Origin of the sequence: Streptomyces sp. NPDC050534, assembly GCF_044457745.1 — a bacterium.
Taxonomy (GTDB): Bacteria; Actinomycetota; Actinomycetes; order Streptomycetales; family Streptomycetaceae; genus Streptomyces.
On record NZ_JBITHF010000001.1, the window covers coordinates 39004 to 62292 of the forward strand.

The following is a 23289-nucleotide window of genomic DNA, read 5'->3' on the forward strand; positions in this document are numbered from 1 at the left end:
TGGGGAGCGCCGCCGGGGTCCGGCACCCCCGGTCAGGGCGCCGGGGGTGCTGTGCTCGACCGCACCACCAGCTCCGTGCCCAGCTCCACGCGCAGGGAGTCCGGCTGTTCACCCCGCGCCAGGCGGAGCACAGTACGGACCGCCAACGTGCCCATGTCCGCCAGTGGCTGGCGGACGGTGGTGAGCGGGGGAGCCGACCAGCGAACCTCCGGAAGGTCGTCGAAGCCGACCACGCTCATGTCCTGCGGCACCCTGAGGCCCCGCCGGCGCAGGGCCTCGATCGCGCCGAGGGCCATCTGGTCGCCGGCCGCGAAGACGGCGGTCGGCGGTTCGGGCAGGCCCAGGAGGGCGTTGCAGCCGGTGAAGCCGGACTCGGGGTGGAAGTCGCCGGGGACGACGAGGGCTTCGTCGGGTGCGACACCGGCGCCCTCCAGGGCCGCGCGGTAGCCGTCGAGGCGTGCGCGGGAACACAGCAGCCGGGGCGGCCCCGCGATCAGGCCGATCCTGCGGTGCCCCAGCGAGAGCAGATGTTCGGTGGCGGCCAGGCCGCCCGACCAGTTGGCGGCGCCGATCGCCGGGATGCCGAGGACGGGGGAGCCGGCCGGGTCGACGACGACCAGCGGGACGCCCAGCGCCCGCAACTCCTCGTGCAGGAGCGGCTCCAGCGCGGAGGTCACGAGGACCACGCCGTCCGAGGCGCGGGCCCTGAGGTTGCGCATCCATTCGCGGGCGTCGCCCGAGCGGCCGTGGATCGCCGACACCACCGTGCCGGCCCCGGCCGCGTGCGCCGCCTCCTCGACACCCCGGATGATCTCGACCGCCCAGGGGCTGTCGAGGCCGTCGAAGACGAGGTCGAGCAGGGCGGCGCGGGTGCCCGGGGCGGCGGCGCGTCTGCGGTAGCCGTGCCGCAGCAGCAGGTCCTCGACCCGGGCGCGGGTGCTCGGCGAGACGTCGGCACGGCCGTTGACCACCCGGGACACGGTCGGCGCCGACACCCCCGCCTGCCGGGCGATCTCCGTGATCGTGACCTTGCCGCGGGTCCCGGACGCCCCTGCGTCGCCGGCCCGGTCTGCTGCCACTGCCCCCACCTCCGTCGCCGCGGCTGCGCAACGCCGAGAAGTCTTGCGGGAAGCGGCCGTTCATGGGAAGGGAGATCACGCCCGGGGAGCGTCGATGACCGTGGCACACCCGGGGAACTACACGCAGTGATCGCCTCCGGACATGCGTCGGGGCCGGCTCGCAGCATGTCTCTGCGACCGGCCCCTCAGATCTCCGGGCGGCGAGGCGCACCGCCCGCCCGCACTCAGGCGGCCGTCATCACCTGGCTGGCGCCCGGCGGGCGGTGCGGGGCGATGATCTGGCCGTCGGGCAGGAGCTCACCAGTGTCCTCGAAGAGGAGAACGCCGTTGCACAGCAGACTCCAGCCCTGTTCCGGGTGGTGCGCCATAAGCCGGGCGGATTCCCGGTCGGCTGAGTCGGCTGTCGGACACGGTGGCTGGTGCTGGCACATTGATGGGATCTTTCGCTCTGTCGTGATGTGTGAGATGGCTGTCTTGTCTGTTCCGCGGCTTGAAGCTCCGTTCATGGCCGCCCCCCGTAGTGATAATTCGGTCCAGTCCCAGTGTTGCCCCACGAGCGTCGTTCCGCAGGGATTTGGCCGCAGCACTTCTCACAGGTTGATGACGCATCGCCCGCGCGAACGGTTCAGTCCAACTGCACTGTCACTTCGGGTGGTTCTCGCTGGCCGGATGGGGCTAGTCCGTACTGGTCAGAGAGCCTTTTCGGCTCGTACGAGCATCCGAAGGCTCGTACGAGCGCAAATGCCGAACGGGAAAAGGCGTACCCCGCCCCCGATATTCCGGGGCGGGGTACGAAAAAGGTGTCCGGGCGGGTGCGATCAGGCCGGGGAGCCCAGCAGCGGGACGGGAGTCACCCGATGGGTCAGCACCGGGAGCAGTTCGGCGACGCGGTGCGGGCGGTGGGCCGCGATGCCGGGCGGGGCCGGCGCCAGCGGGACGAGCAGGTCCGTGGCGGCGGGGTGGCCGGTGGCGCCGTCCGCGGTGCAGTCCCCGTGCAGCCACAGCGTGAGCATGTAGAGGCCGGGCACCGAGAGCAGGCGGGGCTGGTAGGGCTGCTGCATCGACTCGGCCTGGCGCAGGGCGCGTTCGGTGGAGGTGATGTAGGGGCCCTCGAAGAAGCGCGAGAACGCCCAGCCGTCGGGCGTCAGCATGGTGTCCGCCGCGGCCACCGCGCGCTCGTCGCAGCGGATCAGGAAGCGCCACCCGGCCAGCCGGGTGGTGGACGCGCCCGCGGGCGTCAGCCGGTCCAGTACGTGTACGGGCAGCGGCAGTTCGGGCGTGACAGGGGCCTGGGCGTGGAGCAGGGAGGGAGTTCGGGCCTCGCGTACCGCGGTGGGGGAACCGAGCGCGGTGAGAACGGTGCGTAGGGCAGGGGCGGGAGCCGGGGGGACATGCAGCGGCATGGTGGGTCGCCTCTCATTCGACAGGCACGGTGGCGCGAGGGCGGGGCGGGGGCGGACGGCGCTGTCTGCTCACGGGGCCAGAGGGCCGGGTGGCCGGGCGTGGGAACGGGCAACGTGGGTGTGGCCTGCCGTACGTACTCCACGGCAGGTCCATGACCGTTGGCGCCCGACACTCTGTCTTGTTCGCGGAGTTTATACGACCTGTGTTCACACAATGTTTCGGCTAGTCGTTTCCGGTGCACCCGGCAAGGCTGTATACGGTCGGCGATTCGCGGGGATTCTCCCGATTCTGATCCGACCGTGCGGCGATGACCTCGGAAAACGGCCTGGAAGGGGTCGGCCAATTCTCGTCGGCGTTTTTCACGAGTTCGCGGTGGCCCAGCAACTGCGGCATGTCCATGCCCGGTGAATGTGCCCCCGGTCACGTCCATCAGAGTAGCGCTCACCGGGCGGGCGCGGGGACGTTATCGATCGCCGAGGCGGGGCATCATTGCACGTGACCCCGACACCGGCGGCCGCGATCTTGGGCCGCACATCCGAGGAGGACGCTTCGATGGGCGAGAAGGTCGTGGCAGGGCGGTTCGACCTGTCCGATCGGCAGGCATACCGCGACAAGCTCCGCAGGTGCCTGACGGGACTGGAGCGGCTCCTGGCCCAGAAGCGGTTCGACCGTCCGCAGAACCTCATGGGGTTGGAGATCGAACTGAATCTGACCGGCGGCGACGGCATGCCGAAAATGCTCAATTCCCAGGTCCTCGAACGGATCGCCAGCCGTGATTTCCAAACAGAACTCGCCATGTTCAATCTGGAAGTCAACATAGCCCCCCATCGATTGGGCGGCAGGGTATTCGACCGGCTCGCGGAGGAACTGCGGACGTCGCTGGCATATGCCGATCGAAAAGCGGGCGAGCTCGACGCGGGAATCGTGATGATCGGTATTCTGCCGACCCTCGACCGGGACGATCTGATCTCGTCCAATCTCTCCGACGTCGACCGCTACGCCCTGCTCAACGAGCAGATCGTGGCGGCCCGCGGCGAGGACTTCGTCCTCGACATCGACGGGGTGGAACGCCTCAACTGCACCTCGAAGTCCATCGCGCCGGAAGCCGCGTGCACCTCCGTGCAGCTGCACCTCCAGGTCACTCCGGACCGCTTCGCCGACGTCTGGAACGCCGCGCAGGCCGTGGCCGCCGCGCAGATCGCCGTCGGCGCCAACTCGCCCTTCCTGTTCGGGCGTGAGCTGTGGCGCGAGTCCAGGCCGCCGCTGTTCCAGCAGTCCACCGACACCCGTCCGCCGGAGCTCCAGGCCCAAGGAGTGCGCCCGCGCACCTGGTTCGGCGAGCGGTGGATCACCTCGGCCCACGACCTCTTCGAGGAGAACCTGCGCTTCTTCCCCGCCCTGCTGCCGATCTGCGACGAGGAGGACCCGCTGGAGGTCCTGGACGCGGGCGGCGTCCCCAAGCTCGCCGAACTCGTCCTGCACAACGGCACGGTGTACCGCTGGAACCGCCCGGTCTACGGCATCGCCGACGGCGTCCCGCACCTGCGCGTGGAGAACCGCGTCCTGCCCGCCGGGCCCACCATCACCGACGTCATTGCCAACGCGGCCTTCTACTACGGTCTCGTGCGCGCCCTCGCCGAGGAGTCCCGGCCCGTGTGGACGCGGCTGCCCTTCGAGGCGGCGGCGGCCAACTTCGACGCCGCGTGCAAGGACGGCATCGACGCCCGCCTCGAGTGGCCGCGGCGCGGCCGGTACGGCGGCCTCACCCAGGTCGACGCGGTGAGCCTCGTACGCGACGAACTCCTGCCGCTCGCCGAGACGGGCCTGGACGCGTGGGGCGTCGAGCCCGCCGACCGGGATCTGTATCTCGGTGTGATCGAGGAGCGCTGCCGGCGCCGGGCCAACGGCGCGTCCTGGCAGGCGGCGACCTTCCACCGGGCCCTGGAGTCGGGGCTGTCGCGAGATGCCGCGCTGGCCGCGACGACGCGCAGGTACAGCCAGTTGATGCACGTGGGGGACCCGGTGCACACCTGGCCGGTGGGGCTGCCGGAGCCGGTGCCGACGGCGTGAGCGGCGGCCGGCCCGAGGGGCGGTACCGCGTCAGCCGTCGCCCTGCGAGCCCGCCGCCACGATCGCCTTCAGGATCACCGACTGGATCTGCGAGGGGTTGCTGACCGACTGGCCCGAACCGCCCGTCGGCCCGGCGATCGCCTGAGCCTCCGCCCGGTCGGCGTCGGGGCCCACGGCGATCATGATGAGCGGCACCGGGCGCTCGGGGTCGGTGAGCTTCTGGAGCCTGGCGACGAGTTCGGCCCGGGAGATGCTGCCCGGGTCCTGGTTGACGCCGTCGGTCAGCACGACCAGTGCGTTGAACTTCCCCCCGGCGTAGGACGAGGTCGCCGCCCGGTACGCCGCGAGCGTGGTGTCGTAGAGCCCGGTGGCCCCGTCAGGCACGGGCTTGAGGCTGCCGAACGCCGCCGAGAGCCGGTCGCGCTGGGTGCCGTCGCCCTTGTGGTCGCCGAGCCGCTCGGTGGGCACGAGGACGCGGTAGTCCTTGTCGCCGTCCAGCTTCCTGGAGAACTCCCACAGTCCGATCTCGTCCTCGGGCGTGAACGTGGTGAGGGCCTGCAGGAGGGCGCCCTTGGTGACGTCCATGCGCGACCGGCCGGTCCCCGGCACCGGTTCCGACATGGACGAGGAGGCGTCCACGACCGTGGTGATCCGGGCGCTCTGCACGGTGATCGTCCACATGCCGAGGGCCTCCTGGAGCGCGACCGCCGGGGCCGGCTTCGGCGGGTCGTCCCCGTACGGCTGCGGGCTGCTGCCCCCGGCCTTGGCGACCACCGCCTTCGGTGTCTCGTCGTCCGAGGCGCGGAAGCCGTGCTTCCGCAGGAGCTGGAGCTGCGCGGGCTGCCGCAGGAAGTTCATGAACCGCAGCGCGGCCCGGCTCTGGTCGGTGGTGAGCTCGCCGACCATCGTGTACGGGTAATCGAGCCGGGGCGAGCCGTCCTTCGGATAGAACATGTCGAGGCCGGTGCCGCCGTCGGCCGAGGAGTTGTGGGCGTACGCCGCCTGCTCGGACAGCACCAGCGCCTGGTTGCGCTTCGGATTGCCCAGCTCGGTGCCCGAGGAGTCCCGGGGGAGCGTGTCCACGACCTGGCCGTCGGTGTCCGACGTGCGTTGCGACAGGGCCTTCATCATGGCCACGGCCTGGGTGTCGCCGCCCTTGGTCCCGGCGGCGGCCGCGCTGAGCTGGGTGAGGGCGAGCAGTCCGGTGGCGCTGCGCGCGGGGTCGGCCGCGCCGAGCTTGAGCGAGTCGCCCTGCATGGCGGCGCCGGCCAGCTCGGTCCAGGTGTACGTCTTCTGCGGCCAGCCCAGCGACTTCGCGGCCTGCGGCACCATGGCGACACCGATCGGCGTCGAGGCGATCGTCCCCGCGGCAGTGGCGTCGACCGCGCTGTTGTCGGCGGTGATCCGGTCGACCCATAGATCCGAGTCCGGTACCCACAGCTGCACATCGGTCCTTCGGCCCCTGGCCAGCGTGTCCGCGACCTTGTACGAGTCGCGGGCCGTGACGGCGACCGCGAGGCAGCGGCCGTCGGAGGTGATGTTGTCGGCGCGGGCCCGCCGTGCCGCCGCCGTGAGGGCCGGGGCGATGTCCGGCGAGGCGGCGAGCGCCAGGCGCAGCGGGTCGTCCTGGCACGAGGGGCCGAACGACAGCAGCCCGCTTCTGGCGGCGGCCGCCGTGCCGCCGGCGACGGTGAGGACGAGTGCCGCGGTGACGGCCACCGTGCGGAGGCGTGCACGTGGGCGGGGGTCGCTGCGGCCCGCCCCATACTGATCGGGCAAGCTGTGACGTCCCATGGCGGTGGTGCACCTCCCTGTTGAACCGCGCGGCGGATTTCAGCCGTAAGGCAGATAAAGGGGAGGTACGCCCCGTACGGCGCCCGTCCCCCCGACGGCCTGTCGCGCACGATCCTCGTAACTTCTTTCGAGACCCTAGCGGGGCGGCGATGGGCATGAGGCTGGATTACTCAACTGGAGGCAGGTGTGCAGGCAGAGGCGGAGCCGGTGGCCGATTCCGTTCCGCCGGAACGGCCCTCGCGGCGAATTCTCCGTGACGAGACGCTGCTCGTTCTGGGGCTTTCGCTCGGTGCGAGCGGTGTGTCCGCCCTGATCAGCTTTGTCGGGTCGGTCACGAAACCGGGAGGCCTGAAGGACCAGGCGGCGACCCTCAACGCGTCGGCGGCGCCGGGCCGTCCATGGCTCGATCTAGCGTGGCAGCTGTTCGGGATCGCGACGGCGCTGGTGCCCGTCGCCCTCGTCGCCCATCTGCTGATGCGCGAGGGCCGGAGCATGCGCACGATCGGGTTCGACCGCACCCGGCCCTGGCCGGACCTCGGCCGCGGAGCCGGCGTCGCGGCGGTGATCGGCAGCACCGGGATCGCCTTCTACCTGGCCGCTCGCGGGCTGGGCTTCAACCTCACCGTCGTGCCCGAGGCGCTGCCGGACGTGTGGTGGAAGTATCCGGTGCTGGTGCTGTCGGCGATGCAGAACGCGATCCTCGAAGAGGTCGTCGTCGTCGGGTATCTGCTGCGTCGGCTGGGGCAGTTGGGCTGGACGCCCGGCTCCGCCCTGATGGCCAGTTCCGTACTGCGCGGCAGCTACCACCTCTACCAGGGCGTCGGCGGCTTCATCGGCAACATGGTGATGGGCGTGGTGTTCGTGTTCCTGTACCGCCGGTGGGGGCGGGTGGGCCCCCTGGTGGTGGCGCATTCCCTGCTCGACATCGGGGCGTTCGTCGGATACGCGCTGCTGGCCGGCAAGGTGGGCTGGCTGCCGACGGCCTGACGTACGGCTACGCCAGCAGCTCGCCCTCGATCGTGGTGACCGCGCGGCCGCTCAGCAGGGTGCGGTCGCCGCGCAGCTCGGTGCGGACGCGGCCGGAGCGGGGCGAGGCCTGCAGGCCGGTGAGGACGGCGCTGCCGAGGCGCGGGGACCAGAAGGGGGCGAGGGCCGTGTGGGCGCTGCCGGTGACCGGGTCCTCGTCGATGCCGACGTTCGGGAAGAAGCAGCGGGAGACGAAGTCGTAGCCCCTGGACGGGTCCTCGGCGCGGGCGGTGGCGATGATGCCGCGCTCGGAGAAGGCGCCGAGCGCCTTGTGGTCGGGGGCGAGCGCGTGGATCGTCTTCTCGTCGGCCAGCTCCACGATCAGGTCGCCGACGTTCGGCCCGGTGTCGAAGGCGCGGTGCGGCTCGGCGCCCAGCGCCTCGGCGACCCCGGCCGGGACGTCGACCTCGGTAAGCGGCGCGGTGGGGAAGTCCAGGGTGAGCGAGCCGTCCTCCCCGGGCGTCGCGACGAGCACTCCGCTACGGGTGGCGAACCGCACCACGCCCTCGTGCGCGCCGGTGCTCCGCAGGACGTGCGCCGTCGCCAGCGTGGCATGGCCGCACATCCGCACCTCGGCCACCGGCGTGAACCACCGCAGCGCCCAGTCGGCCTCCCCGCCCTCCGGCAGCGGATGCGCGAACGCCGTCTCGGCGTGATTGACCTCGAGAGCGACCCGCTGCATCCACGCGTCCTCGGGAAAGGACTCGAGCAGCACCACACCGGCGGGGTTCCCGCCGAACGGACGGTCGGTGAAGGCGTCGACGATTCGGATTCGCATACGTCGACGCTAGGGCGAGGTGGCACGGCCCACCAAGGCCAATTCCCGGTCGCTGGACTGATTTCCCCGGCAGCGGCCTCGGCGCGGTGCCCACCGGCCTGACAGGCTGTACAGAAAGGCGTTGACAGTTCAGCCCCGTCCCAGGAGGCCGTCATGTCCCAGCCGTCCGTGCTCGCCGCTCTGCTGTCCGGCTTGCGTGGTGGGTCGATCGAAGTCGTCGACCTGACGTCGCCGCTGTCGTCGACGACACCGGTGATCCAGCTGCCGCCCCAGTTCGGGCAGACGCAGACCTTCGAGCTGGAGGAGATCAGCCGGTACGACGACCGGGGACCTGCCTGGTACTGGAACAACTTCCGCAGCGGTGAGCACACCGGGACCCACTTCGACGCGCCGGTGCACTGGGTCACCGGCAAGGACCTCGGCGACGTGGCGTCGGTGCCGGCGGGCAAGCTCATCGCGCCGGCGGCCGTGCTGGACTTCTCCGCGGCGGCCGCGAAGGACCCCGACTTCCTGGTCGAGGTGGACCACATCAAGGCATGGGAGGCCGACAACGGGCCGCTGCCCGAAGGCGGCTGGCTGCTGCTGCGCACCGGCTGGGACGCCCGCTCCGAGTCGCAGGAGGAGTTCCTGAACGCCGACGAGAACGGCCCGCACACCCCCGGCCTGTCGCCGGAGTGCGCCCGCTGGGTCGCCGAGGAGGCACCCGTGATCGGGCTCGGCGTGGAGACGGTCGGCACGGACGCGGGGCGGGCCCACTCCTTCGAACCGGCCTTCCCCTGCCACTCCTACCTCCTCGGCAGCGCCAAGTACGGCCTCACCCAGCTGCAGAACCTGGGGGCCCTGCCCGCCACCGGCGCCCTCGTCGTCGCGGGACCGCTGCCCATCGTCTCCGGATCCGGCGCCCCCGCCCGCGTACTCGCCCTGGTGGAGCGGTCGTGAAAGTCGCCGAAGCCGTCGGGCGGGCCCTGACCGGGTCCGGGATCGACCACGTCTTCGGCGTGGTCGGCTCGGGCAACTTCCATCTGACCAACGCCATGGTGGCCGCGGGCGCGCGGTTCGTGGCCGCACGCCACGAAGGCGGCGCGGCGACCATGGCGGACGCCTACGCGCGCACGAGCGGGGCACCGGCCGCGCTCAGCGTCCACCAGGGCCCCGGTCTGACCAACGCCCTCACCGGCATCACCGAGGCGGCCAAGAGCCGTACGCCCCTGCTCGTGCTGGCCGCCGAGGCGACGCAGCAGCGCTCCAACTTCCGTATCGACCAGGCCCTGGCCGCGCACGCCGTAGGAGCCGTCACCGCGCGCGTGACGACCGCGCACGACGCGGTCGACCAGGCCCTCGCCGCGCTGCGCCGGGCCCGGCACGAACGCTGCACCGTCCTGCTCAACCTCCCGCTGGAGGTGCAGGCCCTCGACGTGCCCGACGGCGTGTCCGTCGCCGGCGTGCGGATTCCCGCACCGCAGCCGGCCGAGCCGTCCCACAAGGCGGTGGCGGAGCTGGCGCAGGCGCTCGAAGCCGCCCGGCGTCCCGTCTTCGTGGCGGGCCGCGGCGCCCGCACCCCCGGCAGCCGCGACGCCCTCGCCGCACTCGCCGACCGGCACGGCGCCCTGCTCGCCACCTCGGCCGTCGCCCGCGGCCTCTTCCACGGCGACCCCTTCTCGCTCGACGTGTCCGGCGGCTTCGCCCCGCCGCTGGTGGCCGAACTCGTCCAGGGCGCCGACCTGATCGTCGGCTGGGGCTGCGCGCTGAACATGTGGACCATGCGCCACGGCCGTCTCATCGGCCCCGGGGCGACCGTCGTCCAGGTCGACGACGACCCGGAGGCACTCGGCGCGCACCGGGAGATCGGCCTCGGCGTCACCGGCGACGTGGAACTCACGGCGCGGCGGGTCCTGGAGACGGCGGGGGAGAAGACGGCGGGGGAGTCCCGCGAGGGGTACCGGACCCCGGAGATCGCCACCGCCCTCGCCGCTCGCGGCCGGTGGCGCGACGTCCCGTACGAGGACGAGGGCACCCGGGAGCGCATCGACCCGCGGACGCTCAGCATCGGGCTCGACGACATCCTGCCCGCCGAGCGGGTGGTGGGCGTCGACTCGGGCAACTTCATGGGCTACCCGAGCGCGTACCTCTCGGTGCCGGACCACAAGGGGTTCTGCTTCACGCAGGCGTTCCAGTCGATCGGCCTGGGCCTCGCGACCACGATCGGCGCCGCCCTCGCGCAGCCGGACCGCCTGCCCGTGGCCGCCCTCGGCGACGGCGGCGCGCTGATGAGCGCCGTGGAGCTCGACACCGTACGCAGGCTCGGCCTGCCCATGGTGGTCGTGGTCTACAACGACGAGGCATACGGGGCGGAGGTCCACCACTTCGGCCCCGACGGGTTCCCGCTCGGCACGGTCACCTTCCCGGAGGCGGACATCGCCGCCGTGGCCCGCGGCTACGGCTTCGAGGCGGTGACCGTCCGCACTCCGGCCGACCTCAAGGCCGTGGGGGACTGGGTCGCCGGCCCGCGTTCGGCGCCGCTGCTGATCGACGCCAAGGTGACCCGCGACCACGGCTCCTGGTGGCTGGAGGAGGCGTTCCGCGGCCACTGACCCCGCACTGAAACCACTGGGGCTCAACGGGCCCGGCCCTGACCTGGGGCCGGGCCCTTCAGCTGTCGTTTTTCCGCCAGTCCTTGCCCAGGCGAACTGTTCCGATATATCGTTGACGCATCGCGACAGATCAACGATGGAATGGAAGTGATTGCGATGCGTTCCCATGGATTCGAACGTGGACACGGTGGACCCGGCTCTCGCGGCCGGGGTGGTTTCGAGAGCCGGCGCGGCGCCTTCGGCCCCTTCGGGCCGGGCGGCCCGGGCGGCGGTCCCGGCCCCGGTTTCGGTTTCGGCGGTCCCGGCTTCGGCCCGGGCCCCTGGGGCCCACGAGGACGGGGCGGACCCCGCGGCAGGGCACGGCGAGGCGACGTAAGGGCGTCGATCCTGGCCCTGCTGAAGGACCGGCCCATGCACGGTTACGAGATGATCCAGGAGATCGCCGAGCGCAGTGGCGGGGCGTGGAAGCCCAGCCCCGGTTCGGTGTACCCCACCCTCCAGCTGCTGGAGGACGAGGGCCTGATCACCAGCGCGAGCGAGGGCGGCAAGAGGCTGTTCTCCCTCACCGAGACGGGCCGCGCGGCGGCCGACGAGGGCCCGGACGCGCCCTGGGAGGAAGCCTCCCGAGGCATCGACTTCGAGGCGCTCGGTGAGATCCGGCAGGCCGGCTTCGGACTGATGGAGGCCTTCGGCCAGGTCTGGAAGACCGGCAGCAAGGAGCAGCGCGAGAAGGCGCTGACCGTCATCAACGAAGCCCGCAAGAAGCTGTACCTGATCCTCGCCGACGAGGACTGACCGGGCTCGTCGAGGTCCGACGGCCTCCCCGCCGTGCGGCAGGCGCCCCGTGGAACCGTCCACGGGGCGCCTTCGTGTACCCGCTCAGGCGACCAGCCCGGCCAGTTTCCGCAGCGACTCGTTGAGCGCCGCCGTCGCCGAGTCCTTGAGCTTGCCCGCCATCAGGGACACCGCCGCGCCCGTGAACTCGCTGTCGATGCGGACCGTCGTGGCGTCGCCGTCGGGGATCAGTGTGTAGCGGTTGACCAGGCTCACCGCCATCGGGCCCTTGCCCCGGGTGGCGAGGACCCGCGCCGGCTCCAGCTCGTCGACGGTCCACTCCACCTCGGCCGGGAAGCCCATCAGCTTCATGTTCTCCTGGTAGGTCCCGCCCACTTCGAGGGTCTCGGGACCGCCCTTGGGGAAGCTGGTGTGGGTCGCGTTCCACTCGCCGTACGCGGACCAGTCCGTGAGCTGCGCCCACACCTTCTCGGCGGGTGCCTCGATACGGGCCTCCGCGCTGACTTCGGCCATGCGACCACCTCTTCTGTCGGGCTCCGGTGTCGCGGAAAGTAGCCGCACGGCCTGGAACATTCAATACTGATGAACCGTCAGAAAATGTGAGTGTGCCGGGCGGCGCTCAGCACACGTGCCGTATCACCGCAGAGTCGAAGAGGTCCCAGGCCCGCGGGAAGGCGCTCTCGTCGTGACAGTGCCAGGCGTCCCAGAACAGGTCGGCGGGCAGTGCGTCCTCCGGGGCGTAGACCCGGTACACGTACTGCTTTCCGTCGACGGCCGGCAGTGACACCAGCCAGTACCTGCGCTCCATGCACCTGCTGGGACGTGCGACGGAGTGCCGCGGTTGCGCGCCTGGCGCACGGCAAGGCGGCGCGCGCCCCTGCGGGGAAAACGGCCTGATCTCATCCGTAAGGAGGAGATTCCGGCCCGCCGGGTCCACTCTGTGTGGGACGTCAAGATGCTTCCCCTCGGGGATGACCGAAGACGAAGAGACTGATGGGGTAGGGGATGTGCAACCCCGTATCCCCCGGCAGTCGGTCGACGAGCAGGTCGTGGCGCCTCGCGCGGACAACGATGCCAGGCTCACCGCCGAGCTGGCAGCGGTGGTCTCCGGTGCCCGCCGCCGGGCGGTGCGCGACGGGGACCGGCAGATCGACTCGGCCCATCTGCTGCACTCGCTCCTGGAGCACGACCCGCAGGTGCGGGCCGTCTTCGGCGAAGGACCCGGCATCGCCCGGCTGCTCGGCTACCTCGTACAGCGCAGCATCGGCTACGGCCTGCGCTGGCAGGGCTCCGTGGAGGACTCCGGCGCCGTGCCCGTCGTGGCGGAGTCCGACGGTTTCTCGCCGCTGGCCGCGGGTGCGATGGAGCACGCCTGTGAACGCGCCGCCGCCCGAGGTGGCGAACCGGCCCGCGGTATCGACCTCCTGGCGGCGATCGTCGCCGACCCCGAGGCGCGCGCGGTCGAGGTGCTCCACCGGGCCGGCATCGAGCCCGGGGGGCTGGCGAAGGGCATCGAGGACCAGCCGGCGCCGCCGCGGTGGTCCAACCGTTGAGACAGGTGTCAACGAGGGTGACGCTCCTGTCGTTGCCTGTCATCATGTGCCGGTGCATACGTCTGAGAGCCGTCACGGCAGCGGCAAGCGGATGGGGCTCGGGCTCGCCCTCGGGTCCGCGGTCGCCTTCGGTGGGTCCGGGGTCGCGGCGAAGCCGCTGATCGAGGCGGGACTGGACCCGCTGCACGTGGTGTGGCTGCGGGTGGCGGGCGCGGCCCTGGTGATGCTGCCGGTCGCCGTGCGCCACCGCACCCTGCCGCTGCGCCGCCCGGCTCTGCTCGCCGGGTTCGGGCTGCTGGCCGTGGCCGGTGTGCAGGCCTGCTACTTCGCCGCGATCTCCCGCATCCCCGTCGGGGTCGCCCTGCTCGTCGAGTACCTCGCGCCGGCTCTCGTTCTGGGCTGGGTCCGGTTCGTGCAGCGGCGGCCGGTGACGCGCGCCGCGGCGCTCGGCGTGGTCCTCGCGGCCGGCGGACTCGCCTGCGTCGTCGAGGTCTGGTCGGGGCTGAGTTTCGACGCTCTCGGCCTGCTGCTGGCGCTCGGCGCCGCCTGCTGCCAGGTCGGCTACTTCGTCCTGGCCGACCAGGGCAGCGACGCCGGTGACGAGGCACCCGACCCGCTCGGCGTCATCGCGTACGGCCTGCTGATCGGCGCCGTCGTCCTGACCGTGGTGGCCCGCCCCTGGACCATGGACTTCTCCCTGCTGACGGGCACCGCGCGGATGAACGGCACGCCCGTCGCCGCCGTGTACCTGCTGGCCTGGATCGTGCTCGTCGCCACCGTCCTCGCCTACGTCGCCGGTGTGGTGTCGGTGCGCCGGCTGTCGCCGCAGGTCGCGGGTGTCGTGGCCTGCCTGGAGGCGGTCGTCGCGACGGTCCTCGCCTGGGTGCTGCTCGGCGAGCACCTGTCGGCGCCGCAGATCATCGGCGGTGCCGTCGTCCTGGCCGGCGCGTTCATCGCCCAGTCGTCGGCGCCCGCCAAGGGCTCCCCGGAGCCGGTGGCGGGCGGCGGCGCGGAAACGAGTTTGTCCGCCCGGGAAACAGCCGCATAAGGTGTCGATCATGCATTCGGACGCACTCGTTCTTCCGCCCCCGGCCGCCTGAGGCGGGCCCTCCGGAATCCACGCCCGGCGCTGTCGGGCTGAACGGCGCTGCCCGCAGAAGAAGTCCACGGGACCCGGCCCCGACCGGTCCCCTTCCGACCTTCTGCACTCTGCGGAGACCATCCATGTCGAATGCTGCTCTCGGCCTGCCCATCGGGCGAGGCCTGTTCTTCCTCATCGTCGCCGGTGTCGCCTGGGGCACCGCGGGCGCCGCCGCCTCCCTGGTCTACCAGGCCAGTGACATGGGCTATGCCGCCCTCTCCTTCTGGCGTTGCGCGGCCGGCCTCGTCCTGCTGCTCGCCGCCCGCCTCCTGCGCCCGCGCGCCCGGATCGCCGTGCGTGAACCGCTGCGCCGCCGGGTGCTGAGGGCCGCTGCCACCGGCGTAGGACTCGCCGTGTTCCAGACGGCCTACTTCGCCGCCGTGTCCGCCACCGGACTCGCGGTCGGCACTGTCGTCACACTGGGCGCCGGACCCGTGCTCATCGCGCTGGGCGCCCGGCTCACCATGGGGGAGCGGCTGGGCCGTGGCGGCGCGGCCGCCGTCGCCGGGGCGCTCGCGGGGCTGACGGTCCTCGTGCTCGGCGGTGGCGGCGCGACCGTACGCCCGTCAGGGGTGCTGTTCGCCCTGCTGGCCGCGGCCGGATACTGCGCGATGACCCTGCTCACCCGCTGGTGGGGCCGGTACGGCGAGGCCGACGCGTCCAGCACGTCGGTGGGGGCGTTCGCGGTCGCCGGCCTCTGCCTGCTGCCGCTCGCCCTGGCCGAGGGGATCGTCCCGCACACCGACCACCCCGCCCGCACCCTGTGGCTGCTGGTCTACATCGCCGCGGTCCCCACGGCCCTCGCCTACGGCCTCTACTTCGCGGGAGCGGCCGTCGTCCGCTCGGCGACCGTGTCCGTGATCATGCTCCTCGAGCCGGTGGCCGCCGCGGTGCTCGCGGTCGTCCTGCTCGGCGAGCACCTCTCCACCGCCACCCTGGTGGGCACGGTGCTGATGCTGGCTTCGGTCGGGGGCCTGGCACTCGCCGAGGCACGCGGCACGGCGGGGCGGGAAACGGTGCCGGCGTAGGACCGCGGGGGTGCGGGAGCCCGGCCACCGGCTCCCGCGCCACCGGCTCCCGCGCCCCCGCTCCCCCGGCACAGCTCAACGTCCGGCCGGCCACACTCCCCTGCGCCGCACCTGGTGCTCCCGCGCCGCTGCGTCCCGTTCGCCGCCCCGCGCCGAGAGGCCCGCCGCCACGCGGTCCTGCACCTCCCGCGGCTTGTGGCTCGCGTACTTGAACTTGGCCCGTACGCCGACCACTTCGAGCCGCAGCCCGCGAATGCCCGCCAGGAACCTGTCGAACGGCGCCTCGCCCACCGCCGCCGGGGCGGAGCCGCCCTCGGGCTGGAAGTGGCCGACCTGGCGGTTGAGCAGGTCGGCCTTCTCGGCCGGATCGTCCACGACGTGGGCCGTGCAGCGGAGTTGGACCGCTGCGTAGAAGCTCGTCGGAACGCCGTGCTCGGGCGGCACCTCGGGCGGCGCCTGCCACGGACCGGGGACGTACACGTAGTCGTCGACCACGCTCAGCAGCACGTCCGGGTCGGCCTCCAGCGCCGGCCACAGCGGGTTGGGCCGCGCGAGGTGCGTGACGGCCTCGGCGCGCCCGGCGTCGTAGGCGAAGTGGAGCGGCTGGACGTAAGGCGGTTCGCCGGGCAGGCCGTTGACGGCGAGCTGCCCGAAATCGTGTGTGCCGAGCCACTGCTGCCACTCGGCGTCGTCGCGGGGCGCGTCCCAGGGATGGATCAGCATCAGCGCGCGGCCAGATAGTCGGGAAGCTCGATTCCGGGCGTCAAGTCGGCGTCCGGAAGGGGGAGTTCGTAACCCTTGCGCAGCGGGACGACGCCGGCCCAGTGCGGCAGGTCCAGGTCCTCGGGCTCGTCGTTCACACCGCCCGTGCGGAGCTTGGCGGAGACCTCGTCCAGGTCGAGACGGATCACGGCGGTGGCGGCCAGCTCCTTCTTGTTCGCGGGACGGGAGTCGGCCGCCCGGCCCGCCACGACGTGGTCGACCAGCGCGTCCAGGGCCGCCCGCTTCTCCTCGGGGTCCCGTACGTCGTGAGCGGTGCCGTGGACCACCACGGAGCGATAGTTGATCGAGTGGTGGAAGGCCGAGCGGGCCAGGATCAGCGCGTCGACGTGCGTGACCGTCAGGCACACCGGGAGCCCCGCGTCCTGCGTGCCGGTCATCCGCAGGGGACGCGAGCCCGTCGAGCCGTGCACGTACAGCCGCTCGCCTACCCGGGCGAACAGCGTGGGCAGCACCACGGGGCGCCCGTCACGGACGAAGCCGAGGTGGCAGACGTAGGCCTCGTCGAGTATCGCGTGCACCAGCTCCTTGTCGTACGACGCCCGCTCCGCGGAACGGGTGGGGACGGTGCGGTCGGTCGGCGTGTAGGCGGTGGGCTGCGACGTCGGCTGGGCGGTCCCCTGCATGTCACTCTCCAAGGCTGTTCGTCCGGCACTGGCTGCTCGCCTTGCGCCAGGTATTGCACTAGTGCATAATCTGCTTTGTGCTAGGAGAATACCGGATCGAAGGGCGACGCGCAGCGGACATCGCGGCGAGCGTCGAGCGTGCGGTGGGGTCCGGCGAGCTGGAGCCGGGTCAACTTCTGCCGCCCATGCGGGAGTTGGCGGTCGAGCTGGGGGTGAACCCGAACACGGTCGCGTCTGCGTACCGGATCCTGCGCGAGCGCGGGGTCATCGAGACGTCCGGACGCCGGGGCAGCCGCGTGCGCTCCAAGCCGGCCACCACCGGGCGCGAGTACGCCCGCATGGACGTGCCGGAAGGCGCGCGCGACGTGGCGAACGGCAACCCCGACCCGGCGCTGCTGCCGTCCCTGGCGAGGGCGTTCGCGGCTGCGGCCGAACGGAACGACCGCGAGCCCGTGCTCTACGGCGACGCCCTGGTGGAACCTGACCTCGCGCGGATCGCGCGTGCGGCACTGGACGCCGACGGGGTGCCGGACGGCCCGCTGACCGTCGCCTCCGGCTCACTGGACGCCATCGAGCGCGTGCTCGCCGCCCACCTGAAGCCGGGGGACACCGTCGCCGTGGAGGACCCAGGCTGGGGCAGCCTGCTCGACCTCGTCCCGGCGCTCGGGCTGCGCACGGTCCCGGTGGGCCTGGACGACGACGGGCCGCGCCCGGACGACGTACGGCGGGCCCTCGAGTCCGGCGCCCGCGCCCTGATCGTCACCGACCGCGCCCAGAACCCGACCGGCGCCGCCGTCACCGCCACGCGCGCGCGTGCCCTGCGCGCCGTGCTGCGCGAGCACCCCGAGACCCTGCTGATCGAGGACGACCACGGCCACGGCATCGTCGGCCTCCCCGTGCACCCCCTGGCCGGCATCACCCGCCACTGGGCTTTCGTGCGCTCGGTCGCCAAGGCGTACGGCCCCGACCTGCGCCTCGCCGTCCTCACCGGCGACCCCACCACGGTCGACCGCGTCACCGGCCGCCACCGGCTGGGCCCGGGCTGGGTCAGCCGCATCATCCAGCGGGCGGTGGTCCGCCTCTGGGCGGACGAGGCCCTGGACACCCGGGCGGCGGCGTCCGCCTACGGGCGGCGCCGCGACCTCCTGATCGACGCCCTCGCGCAACGCGGCATCGAGGCCCACGGCCGCTCCGGCCTCAACGTCTGGATCCCTGTCCCCGACGAAACGGCCGCCGTCTCCCGCCTCCTGCACGCCGGCTGGGCGGTCGCCCCCGGCGCCCGCTTCCGCCTGACATCACCCCCCGGCATCCGCATCACCATCGCCACCCTGACCCCGGAGGAGACAACCCCTCTGGCCGAGGCGACAGCCAGCGCCTTGGGCCCGGCACCGAACAGGACCTATGTGTAGGCGGCGTGGGCAACTCCCCTGGGGGCGCGGGGAACTGCGCGACAAGCCACATCACACCCGCACCCGCCCACGCACCCCGACACCCCACCCCCCGTGGGCGCGCCGCGGAACTCAGGCGCGCCGCCGAACCTGCGTGAGCGCCGCCCCCGCCAGAACGACCACCGCCCCCACGGGAGTCGACCACCGCAACGACTCCCCGAGAACGGCAACCCCCGCCGCCGTGGCGATGACGGGAATGAAGTACGTGACCATCTGCGCGGTGGTGGGCCCGACTTCGGCCACCAGCCCGTACTGAATCAGCACGGCGACCCCCGTCCCCAACGCCCCCAGCGCGGCGACCGCCAGCAACGGCACCAGAGAGATGCGCGTCGGCATGGACGTGAACAGCGGTGTCACAAGGGCCAGTTGCACCGTCGCCAGCAGCAACTGGGCCCCGGTCATGGACAGATGCGAGTTCCCGGAGCCGCCGAGCGTCCGCCGGACATAGATCCACCCCACGGGATAACTCAACGACGCCAGCAGCGCCATCGCCGTCCCCCTGGCGTCCAGCCCGCTGAACCCCTCCCACGCGCCGAGCACCGTCAGCACCCCCAGGAACCCGATTCCCAGCCCCGCGACCCGCACCCGCGTGGGCCGGTCCTCCGACAGCGCGACCACGGACAGCGCCATCCCCCACAGCGGCGACGTCGCATTGCAGATCCCCGCAAGCGTGGACGGAATCGTCAGCTCGGAGTACGCGAACAGCGAGAACGGCAGCGCGTTCAGCAGAAACGCGGCCACGGCCAGATGCCCCCACAGCCGCGGCCCGCGCGGCAGCCGCTCCCGCTTCACCGCCATCGCCCCCGCGAGCACCGCCGTGCCGAACACCAGCCGCCCCAGGGTGACCTGGAAGGGCGCGTACCCATCGGTGCCGACCTTGATGAGCAGGAAGCTGAAGCCCCAGATCAGGGAGAGGGCGCCGAAGCGCAGACGCCAGTCGAGGGCGGGACGGTGAACGGGGGCGCGGACGGGGGTCCGCGGCGCGGCAGCGGTGGTCATGCTCGCAACGATGCAGCACACCATCTCGTAGCACAATCGAGACTTCTCGCGAGGTACCTCGTAGCATCACTTACATGTTGAACCTGGAGCGCCTGCGCACCCTCGACGCCCTCGCCCGGCACGGCTCGGTCAGCGGCGCGGCCGACGCGCTGCACGTCACGACGTCGGCCGTCTCCCAGCAGATGGCCAAGCTGGAGCGGGAGGCCGGCCAGCAGCTCCTCGCCAAGCACGGACGGGGCGTGCGGCTCACGGACGCGGGCCGGCTGCTCGCCGAGCACGCGGCACGCATCCTGTCGCAGGTCGAGCTCGCCCAGTCCGACCTGGAGGCGCACCGGGGGCAGGTGGTGGGCGAGCTCAGGCTCTCGGCGTTCCCGACCGCCGCGCGCGGCCTGTTCCCCACCGCGCTCGCCGCCCTGCGCACCGAGCACCCCGCGCTGCGGGTGCGCTCCAGCGAGCTGGAGCCGGAGGCCGGCATCGCCGGGGTGGTCCGCGGCGACCTCGACCTCGCGGTGGTGCTCGACTGGTACAACAAGCCGATGCCGCTGCCCGACGGCCTGGTGAAGGCGCCTCTCCTGGACGACCCCGCGGACGTCGCGATGCCGGCCCGGCACCGGCTCGCAGGGCGCGACGAGGTGGACCTCGGGGAGTTCGCCGAGGACGAGTGGATCACCTGGGGCGAGGGCGAGTTCTGCCACGAGTGGCTGATGTTCACGCTCCGCTCGCGCGGCGTCGAGCCCATCGTCGGCCACCGGGCCGCCGAGACCCACACCCAGATGGGCCTGGTCGCGGCCGGACTCGGGGTGTGCATCGCCCCGCTGCTCGGCCGTCACCCGATTCCCGCCGGTGTCGTCACCGTCCCGCTCCAGCAGCGCGTACGCCGCCACGTGTACGTCGTCTGGCGCGCGGACGCCGACCGCCGCCCGTCGATCAGGGCGGCGGTGCGGGCGCTGCAGGACGCGGCCCGCAAGGTGGGCTGACTCAAACGCCGCCCAGCTTGCGGAAGTCCCAGGACACGATCTTCTCCGGTGTCAGCCGCGCCCAGGCGTGCCGCCCGTCGTGCGGCATCTCCTCCAGGTTGAAGTTCTTCCGGGCGAACAGGGTCTCCGGGACGTCGAGTTCGGCGCACAGCTCGCCGGTGCGCGGCGCTTCGCCCACGAACTCGACGGCTCCGGACAGCTCGACGCCGCGCAGCTCGTCGTACTCCTCGCCGGTGTCGACCACGATCGCGACCCGCTGGTCGCGGCGCAGGTCCGTCCAGCGCTTGCTGCGCACCACGGAGTACAGCCACAGCGAGGTCCCGTCCCAGGCGAACCACAGCGTGCTCACGTGCGGTGCCCCGCTCGCCGAGATGGTGGCGACGCGGCAGGTGCGCTGGGTGGTCAGGAATTCGTCCAGCTCACCAGGCGTCATCATGATCTTCCGGCCCCGGCGCTGAGTGACGGTCATGCGGCCCCCTCTTCTCTCACGTCGTGTCAGAGGAGAGATCCTCTGACATCACGTCAGAAAAGGATGGGTCGTCTTCCGCCCGTACGCAATGACCGTTACGCTCGCCCGCCCCGGACCGCCGTCGACGAGGGGGAACCGTGCCGTCGTACGAACAGCTCAGCGAACTCCTCGCACCGGACTCCACGGTGCTGCTGACCGTCGAATGCCAGCAGGGCGTCGTGGGACCGGAGAGCGCCCTGCCCGAACTCGCCCGTGCGGCACGCTCGTCCGGCGCCCTCGCCAACGTCGCCCGGCTGGTCGCGGCCGCGCACGGGAGCGGGGTCCAGGTGGTGCACGCGATCGCCGAGCGCCGCCCCGACGGCCGCGGCGCGAACCGCAACGCGCGCCTCTTCCGCGCCGCCGAACGCCTCCCCGTCCAGCAGCTGTCCGGCAGCACGGCGGTGCGCGTCGCCGCCCCGATCGAGGTCACCGAGGAGGACCTCGTCGTACGGCGGCTGCACGGGCTGTCCCCGATCCAGGGCACCGACCTGGACGCGCTGCTGCGCAACCTGGGCTGCCGCACCCTGGTCGTCACCGGTGTCTCGGCCAACGTGGCGATCCCGAACACCGTCTTCGACGCGGTGAACCGCGGCTACACCGCCGTGGTGCCGTCCGACGCCATCGCGGGGGTGCCCGCCGACTACACCCCGGCGATGATCCGCAACACCCTCGCGCTGGTCGCCACGGTCGCGACCACGGACGAGGTGCTCGGCTGCCTCAGGAGGCCGCGCGTCAGGAGAGCGTGATCGAGTCCCCGCTGACGGTGACCTTCTCGGTGCTGAGTCCGGTCGTCGCCGGGCCCTTCTTCACACTGCCGTCCTCGACCGAGAACTCACTTCCGTGGCAGGGGCAGTGGATGATGCCGTTGGCGATGCTGCTCACGGCGCACCCCTGGTGGGGGCACTTGGTCGAGAAGGCCTTGAAGGTCCCCGCGGCGGGCTGGGTGACCACGACGCTCTGTTCCTTGAAGATCTTGCCGCCGCCCTCGGGGATGTCGGAGGTCTTGGCCAGGGCCGTGCCGCCCCCGGAGCCGCTGCCCGAGCCGCCGCCGCTCGACGCGTTCGCGCCGGCCTGGGTGTTCGAGGAGTCGGACGAGCCGTTGTCGGTCCCGCACGCGGTCAGCGCGACGGCGAGTCCCGCCGCGCCTGCCGCCGCCATGACGGCCCGGCGGGCAGGTGCCTGGGCGGGGGCAGTTGATTCGCTGGTCATGCTGACGTTCCCTTCCATTCAAGCGTCGTGGATCTGTACAGGGGTACGGCCGGTCGCGGTGGGTTGTTCAGCCGATGCCGAGCTTGGCAAGGTCGCGTCCCAAGGTGGGTAAAGGGACGCTGTCGCTTTGCTGTCGATGTCGGCCCACCGCTCGCCCGGCGCCCGCCGGTGCCCCAGTAACCTGGGGCGATGCTCAAGGAAGTCATCGCGACCCGCTACATCACGCCTCTGCGGGAGGGCGGATCGCTGCCGGGGCTCGTCGAGGCCGACGACTTCGGGACGTACGTCCTGAAGTTCACCGGCGCCGGACAGGGCCGCAAGACGCTGGTCGCCGAGGTCGTCTGCGGTGAGCTCGCCCGCAGGCTCGGCCTGCGGGTGCCGGGCCTGGTGACGATCGGCCTCGACGCGGTGCTGGGACTGGGCGAACCCGAGCAGCAGGTGCAGGACCTGCTGCGTTCCAGCGGCGGCACCAACCTGGGGATGGACTTCCTCTCCGGCGCCCTCGGCTTCGACCCGCTCGCCTTCGAGGTGAGCCCCGAGGAGGCCGGCCGGATCGTCTGGTTCGACGCGCTGGTGGGCAACGTCGACCGCTCCTGGCGCAACCCCAACCTGCTGATGTGGCGGGGCGACCTGTGGCTCATCGACCACGGCGCCACCATGATCTGGCACCACAACTGGCCCGGCGCCGAGGCATCCGCGGCCCGCTCCTACGACGCCTCCGACCACGCCCTCGCCCGCTTCGGCCCCGATCTCGCGGGCGCCGCCGCAGAGCTCGCGCCCCGCGTCGACGAGGAGCTGCTGGCCGAGGTCACCGCCCAGATCCCGGACGCCTGGCTGGCCGGCGAGCCCGGCTTCGACACGCCGGACGACCTGAGACGGGCGTACGCGCGGCCGCTGCTCGCCCGGGCCGCCTCCGTGCACGAGCGCGTCACCGGAATCGAGGAGGGCAAGTGAGCGAGCGCCACATCCACATGGCCGGTTCCGTGGTCGAGCGGCACATCATCCGCGGCGGCCAGGGCGGCGACCGGGACGTCTTCGAGTACGCGCTGCTGCGGGTCGTCCCGCGCGTGGAGCGCGGCGAGTGCATCAACGCCGGCGTGCTCGTCTACTGCCGGGCCAGGGCCTACGTCGGGGCCCGTACCCATCTCGACGAGGCACGGCTGCTCGCCCTCGACCCGGCCGCGGACGTCGCCGGCGTCCGGGCCGCGCTCGGCGCCGTGGAGCGGGTCTGCGGCGGGGGAGAGGCGGCTGGGCAGGCCGCCGGCGAGGACGCCGGACGGCGCTTCCGCTGGCTGATTGCGCCGCGCTCCACGGTCGTGCAGCCCGGACCGGTGCACACTGGGCTCACCGCCGATCCGGCGGCCGAGACGGAGCGGTTGCTCGACCTGCTGGTGAGGTAATGGATCACACCCGCGCCGCGTGCCGTTGACACCGAGTGCCAGGCCTTCTAGCGTCACGTCTGCCGAAGGTACTAAGCGGTCGC

The 23289-nt window shown here is 72.2% G+C and carries 25 protein-coding genes; 13 read left to right on the forward strand and 12 right to left on the reverse strand.

Annotated features, from left to right (window positions below; all coding sequences use genetic code 11):
* Positions 1-32 precede the first annotated feature (32 nt).
* The 3 genes from ACIBN2_RS00180 to ACIBN2_RS00190 form a co-directional block, all read right to left on the reverse strand.
* Positions 33-1088, reverse strand: a complete 1056-nt coding sequence (locus tag ACIBN2_RS00180) for a LacI family DNA-binding transcriptional regulator (RefSeq protein ID WP_399131736.1) — start codon at positions 1086-1088, stop codon at positions 33-35.
* Between the two features lie 215 nt (positions 1089-1303).
* Positions 1304-1510 (reverse strand): DUF5999 family protein, encoded by a 207-nt coding sequence (locus ACIBN2_RS00185; RefSeq protein ID WP_399131737.1) that lies wholly within the window; start codon positions 1508-1510, stop codon positions 1304-1306.
* A 387-nt stretch (positions 1511-1897) separates the two neighbouring features.
* A complete protein-coding gene (locus tag ACIBN2_RS00190; protein WP_399131738.1) occupies positions 1898-2482 on the reverse strand; it encodes a hypothetical protein in 585 nt (194 codons plus the stop codon).
* 553 nt (positions 2483-3035) lie between these two features.
* On the opposite strand from ACIBN2_RS00190, the gene ACIBN2_RS00195 reads away from it, so the two are divergent.
* On the forward strand, positions 3036-4553 hold the full coding sequence (locus ACIBN2_RS00195) for a glutamate-cysteine ligase family protein (RefSeq protein WP_399131739.1): 1518 nt from the start codon (positions 3036-3038) through the stop codon (positions 4551-4553).
* A gap of 30 nt (positions 4554-4583) precedes the next feature.
* Here ACIBN2_RS00195 and ACIBN2_RS00200 read toward each other — a convergent pair whose 3' ends face one another.
* Positions 4584-6347 (reverse strand): substrate-binding and VWA domain-containing protein, encoded by a 1764-nt coding sequence (locus tag ACIBN2_RS00200; protein ID WP_399131740.1) that lies wholly within the window; start codon positions 6345-6347, stop codon positions 4584-4586.
* Between the two features lie 186 nt (positions 6348-6533).
* On the opposite strand from ACIBN2_RS00200, the gene ACIBN2_RS00205 reads away from it, so the two are divergent.
* Positions 6534-7334 carry a CPBP family intramembrane glutamic endopeptidase gene (locus ACIBN2_RS00205; protein ID WP_399131741.1) on the forward strand — a complete coding sequence of 267 codons (801 nt, stop codon included), beginning with the start codon at positions 6534-6536 and terminating at the stop codon, positions 7332-7334.
* A 7-nt stretch (positions 7335-7341) separates the two neighbouring features.
* On the opposite strand, the gene ACIBN2_RS00210 is transcribed toward ACIBN2_RS00205, so the two are convergent.
* The gene (locus ACIBN2_RS00210; RefSeq protein ID WP_399131742.1) at positions 7342-8151 is read right to left on the reverse strand and encodes a PhzF family phenazine biosynthesis protein; all 810 of its coding nucleotides are present in this window, start codon (positions 8149-8151) and stop codon (positions 7342-7344) included.
* Positions 8152-8304: 153 nt separating this feature from the next.
* On the opposite strand from ACIBN2_RS00210, the gene ACIBN2_RS00215 reads away from it, so the two are divergent.
* From ACIBN2_RS00215 to ACIBN2_RS00225, 3 genes are all read left to right on the forward strand, one after another.
* On the forward strand, positions 8305-9090 hold the full coding sequence (locus tag ACIBN2_RS00215) for a cyclase family protein (protein WP_399131743.1): 786 nt from the start codon (positions 8305-8307) through the stop codon (positions 9088-9090).
* The gene (locus ACIBN2_RS00220) at positions 9087-10742 is read left to right on the forward strand and encodes a thiamine pyrophosphate-binding protein (RefSeq protein ID WP_399131744.1); all 1656 of its coding nucleotides are present in this window, start codon (positions 9087-9089) and stop codon (positions 10740-10742) included. Before ACIBN2_RS00215 ends, ACIBN2_RS00220 begins: the two co-directional genes overlap by 4 nt.
* Before the next feature lie 156 nt (positions 10743-10898).
* The gene (locus ACIBN2_RS00225; protein ID WP_399131745.1) at positions 10899-11537 is read left to right on the forward strand and encodes a PadR family transcriptional regulator; all 639 of its coding nucleotides are present in this window, start codon (positions 10899-10901) and stop codon (positions 11535-11537) included.
* Between the two features lie 84 nt (positions 11538-11621).
* On the opposite strand, the gene ACIBN2_RS00230 is transcribed toward ACIBN2_RS00225, so the two are convergent.
* Together ACIBN2_RS00230 and ACIBN2_RS00235 are read right to left on the reverse strand one after the other, a co-directional pair.
* Positions 11622-12050: an SRPBCC family protein gene (locus tag ACIBN2_RS00230; protein ID WP_399131747.1), complete on the reverse strand. Its 429-nt coding sequence runs from the start codon at positions 12048-12050 to the stop codon at positions 11622-11624.
* 106 nt (positions 12051-12156) lie between these two features.
* Entirely contained in the window at positions 12157-12345 is a 189-nt protein-coding gene (locus tag ACIBN2_RS00235; RefSeq protein ID WP_399131749.1) for a hypothetical protein, read from the reverse strand.
* Between the two features lie 199 nt (positions 12346-12544).
* Here ACIBN2_RS00235 and ACIBN2_RS00240 point away from each other — a divergent pair, with 199 nt between their 5' ends.
* From ACIBN2_RS00240 to ACIBN2_RS00250, 3 genes are all read left to right on the forward strand, one after another.
* Complete coding sequence (locus tag ACIBN2_RS00240) at positions 12545-13090, forward strand: Clp protease N-terminal domain-containing protein (protein ID WP_399131750.1); 546 nt, start codon at positions 12545-12547, stop codon at positions 13088-13090.
* A gap of 46 nt (positions 13091-13136) precedes the next feature.
* Positions 13137-14138: an EamA family transporter gene (locus tag ACIBN2_RS00245; protein WP_399131751.1), complete on the forward strand. Its 1002-nt coding sequence runs from the start codon at positions 13137-13139 to the stop codon at positions 14136-14138.
* A 176-nt stretch (positions 14139-14314) separates the two neighbouring features.
* Positions 14315-15259 carry a DMT family transporter gene (locus ACIBN2_RS00250; RefSeq protein WP_399131752.1) on the forward strand — a complete coding sequence of 315 codons (945 nt, stop codon included), beginning with the start codon at positions 14315-14317 and terminating at the stop codon, positions 15257-15259.
* A gap of 75 nt (positions 15260-15334) precedes the next feature.
* Here ACIBN2_RS00250 and ACIBN2_RS00255 read toward each other — a convergent pair whose 3' ends face one another.
* Together ACIBN2_RS00255 and ACIBN2_RS00260 are read right to left on the reverse strand one after the other, a co-directional pair.
* Entirely contained in the window at positions 15335-15982 is a 648-nt protein-coding gene (locus ACIBN2_RS00255; RefSeq protein ID WP_399131753.1) for an FMN-binding negative transcriptional regulator, read from the reverse strand.
* Positions 15982-16665 (reverse strand): pyridoxamine 5'-phosphate oxidase family protein, encoded by a 684-nt coding sequence (locus tag ACIBN2_RS00260; protein ID WP_399131755.1) that lies wholly within the window; start codon positions 16663-16665, stop codon positions 15982-15984. Before ACIBN2_RS00260 ends, ACIBN2_RS00255 begins: the two co-directional genes overlap by 1 nt.
* Before the next feature lie 77 nt (positions 16666-16742).
* Between ACIBN2_RS00260 and ACIBN2_RS00265 the strand changes: the two genes are divergently transcribed.
* Positions 16743-18074 carry an aminotransferase class I/II-fold pyridoxal phosphate-dependent enzyme gene (locus tag ACIBN2_RS00265; protein WP_399131756.1) on the forward strand — a complete coding sequence of 444 codons (1332 nt, stop codon included), beginning with the start codon at positions 16743-16745 and terminating at the stop codon, positions 18072-18074.
* A 111-nt stretch (positions 18075-18185) separates the two neighbouring features.
* Here the strand turns inward: ACIBN2_RS00265 and ACIBN2_RS00270 are convergent, their stop codons facing one another.
* On the reverse strand, positions 18186-19112 hold the full coding sequence (locus ACIBN2_RS00270; protein ID WP_399131757.1) for a DMT family transporter: 927 nt from the start codon (positions 19110-19112) through the stop codon (positions 18186-18188).
* A 74-nt stretch (positions 19113-19186) separates the two neighbouring features.
* On the opposite strand from ACIBN2_RS00270, the gene ACIBN2_RS00275 reads away from it, so the two are divergent.
* The gene (locus ACIBN2_RS00275; RefSeq protein WP_399131758.1) at positions 19187-20089 is read left to right on the forward strand and encodes a LysR family transcriptional regulator; all 903 of its coding nucleotides are present in this window, start codon (positions 19187-19189) and stop codon (positions 20087-20089) included.
* Between the two features lies 1 nt (position 20090).
* Here the strand turns inward: ACIBN2_RS00275 and ACIBN2_RS00280 are convergent, their stop codons facing one another.
* Positions 20091-20558 carry a pyridoxamine 5'-phosphate oxidase family protein gene (locus tag ACIBN2_RS00280; protein ID WP_399131759.1) on the reverse strand — a complete coding sequence of 156 codons (468 nt, stop codon included), beginning with the start codon at positions 20556-20558 and terminating at the stop codon, positions 20091-20093.
* A gap of 137 nt (positions 20559-20695) precedes the next feature.
* Between ACIBN2_RS00280 and ACIBN2_RS00285 the strand changes: the two genes are divergently transcribed.
* Positions 20696-21343: a cysteine hydrolase gene (locus ACIBN2_RS00285; protein ID WP_399131760.1), complete on the forward strand. Its 648-nt coding sequence runs from the start codon at positions 20696-20698 to the stop codon at positions 21341-21343.
* On the opposite strand, the gene ACIBN2_RS00290 is transcribed toward ACIBN2_RS00285, so the two are convergent.
* Positions 21330-21806 carry a Rieske (2Fe-2S) protein gene (locus ACIBN2_RS00290; RefSeq protein ID WP_399131761.1) on the reverse strand — a complete coding sequence of 159 codons (477 nt, stop codon included), beginning with the start codon at positions 21804-21806 and terminating at the stop codon, positions 21330-21332. The two genes, ACIBN2_RS00285 and ACIBN2_RS00290, sit on opposite strands and share 14 nt — an antisense overlap.
* A gap of 189 nt (positions 21807-21995) precedes the next feature.
* Here ACIBN2_RS00290 and ACIBN2_RS00295 point away from each other — a divergent pair, with 189 nt between their 5' ends.
* Both ACIBN2_RS00295 and ACIBN2_RS00300 read left to right on the forward strand, forming a co-directional pair.
* Positions 21996-22760 carry a HipA family kinase gene (locus ACIBN2_RS00295; protein WP_399131762.1) on the forward strand — a complete coding sequence of 255 codons (765 nt, stop codon included), beginning with the start codon at positions 21996-21998 and terminating at the stop codon, positions 22758-22760.
* Entirely contained in the window at positions 22757-23206 is a 450-nt protein-coding gene (locus ACIBN2_RS00300) for a DUF3037 domain-containing protein (RefSeq protein WP_399131763.1), read from the forward strand. Before ACIBN2_RS00295 ends, ACIBN2_RS00300 begins: the two co-directional genes overlap by 4 nt.
* Positions 23207-23289: the final 83 nt, after the last annotated feature.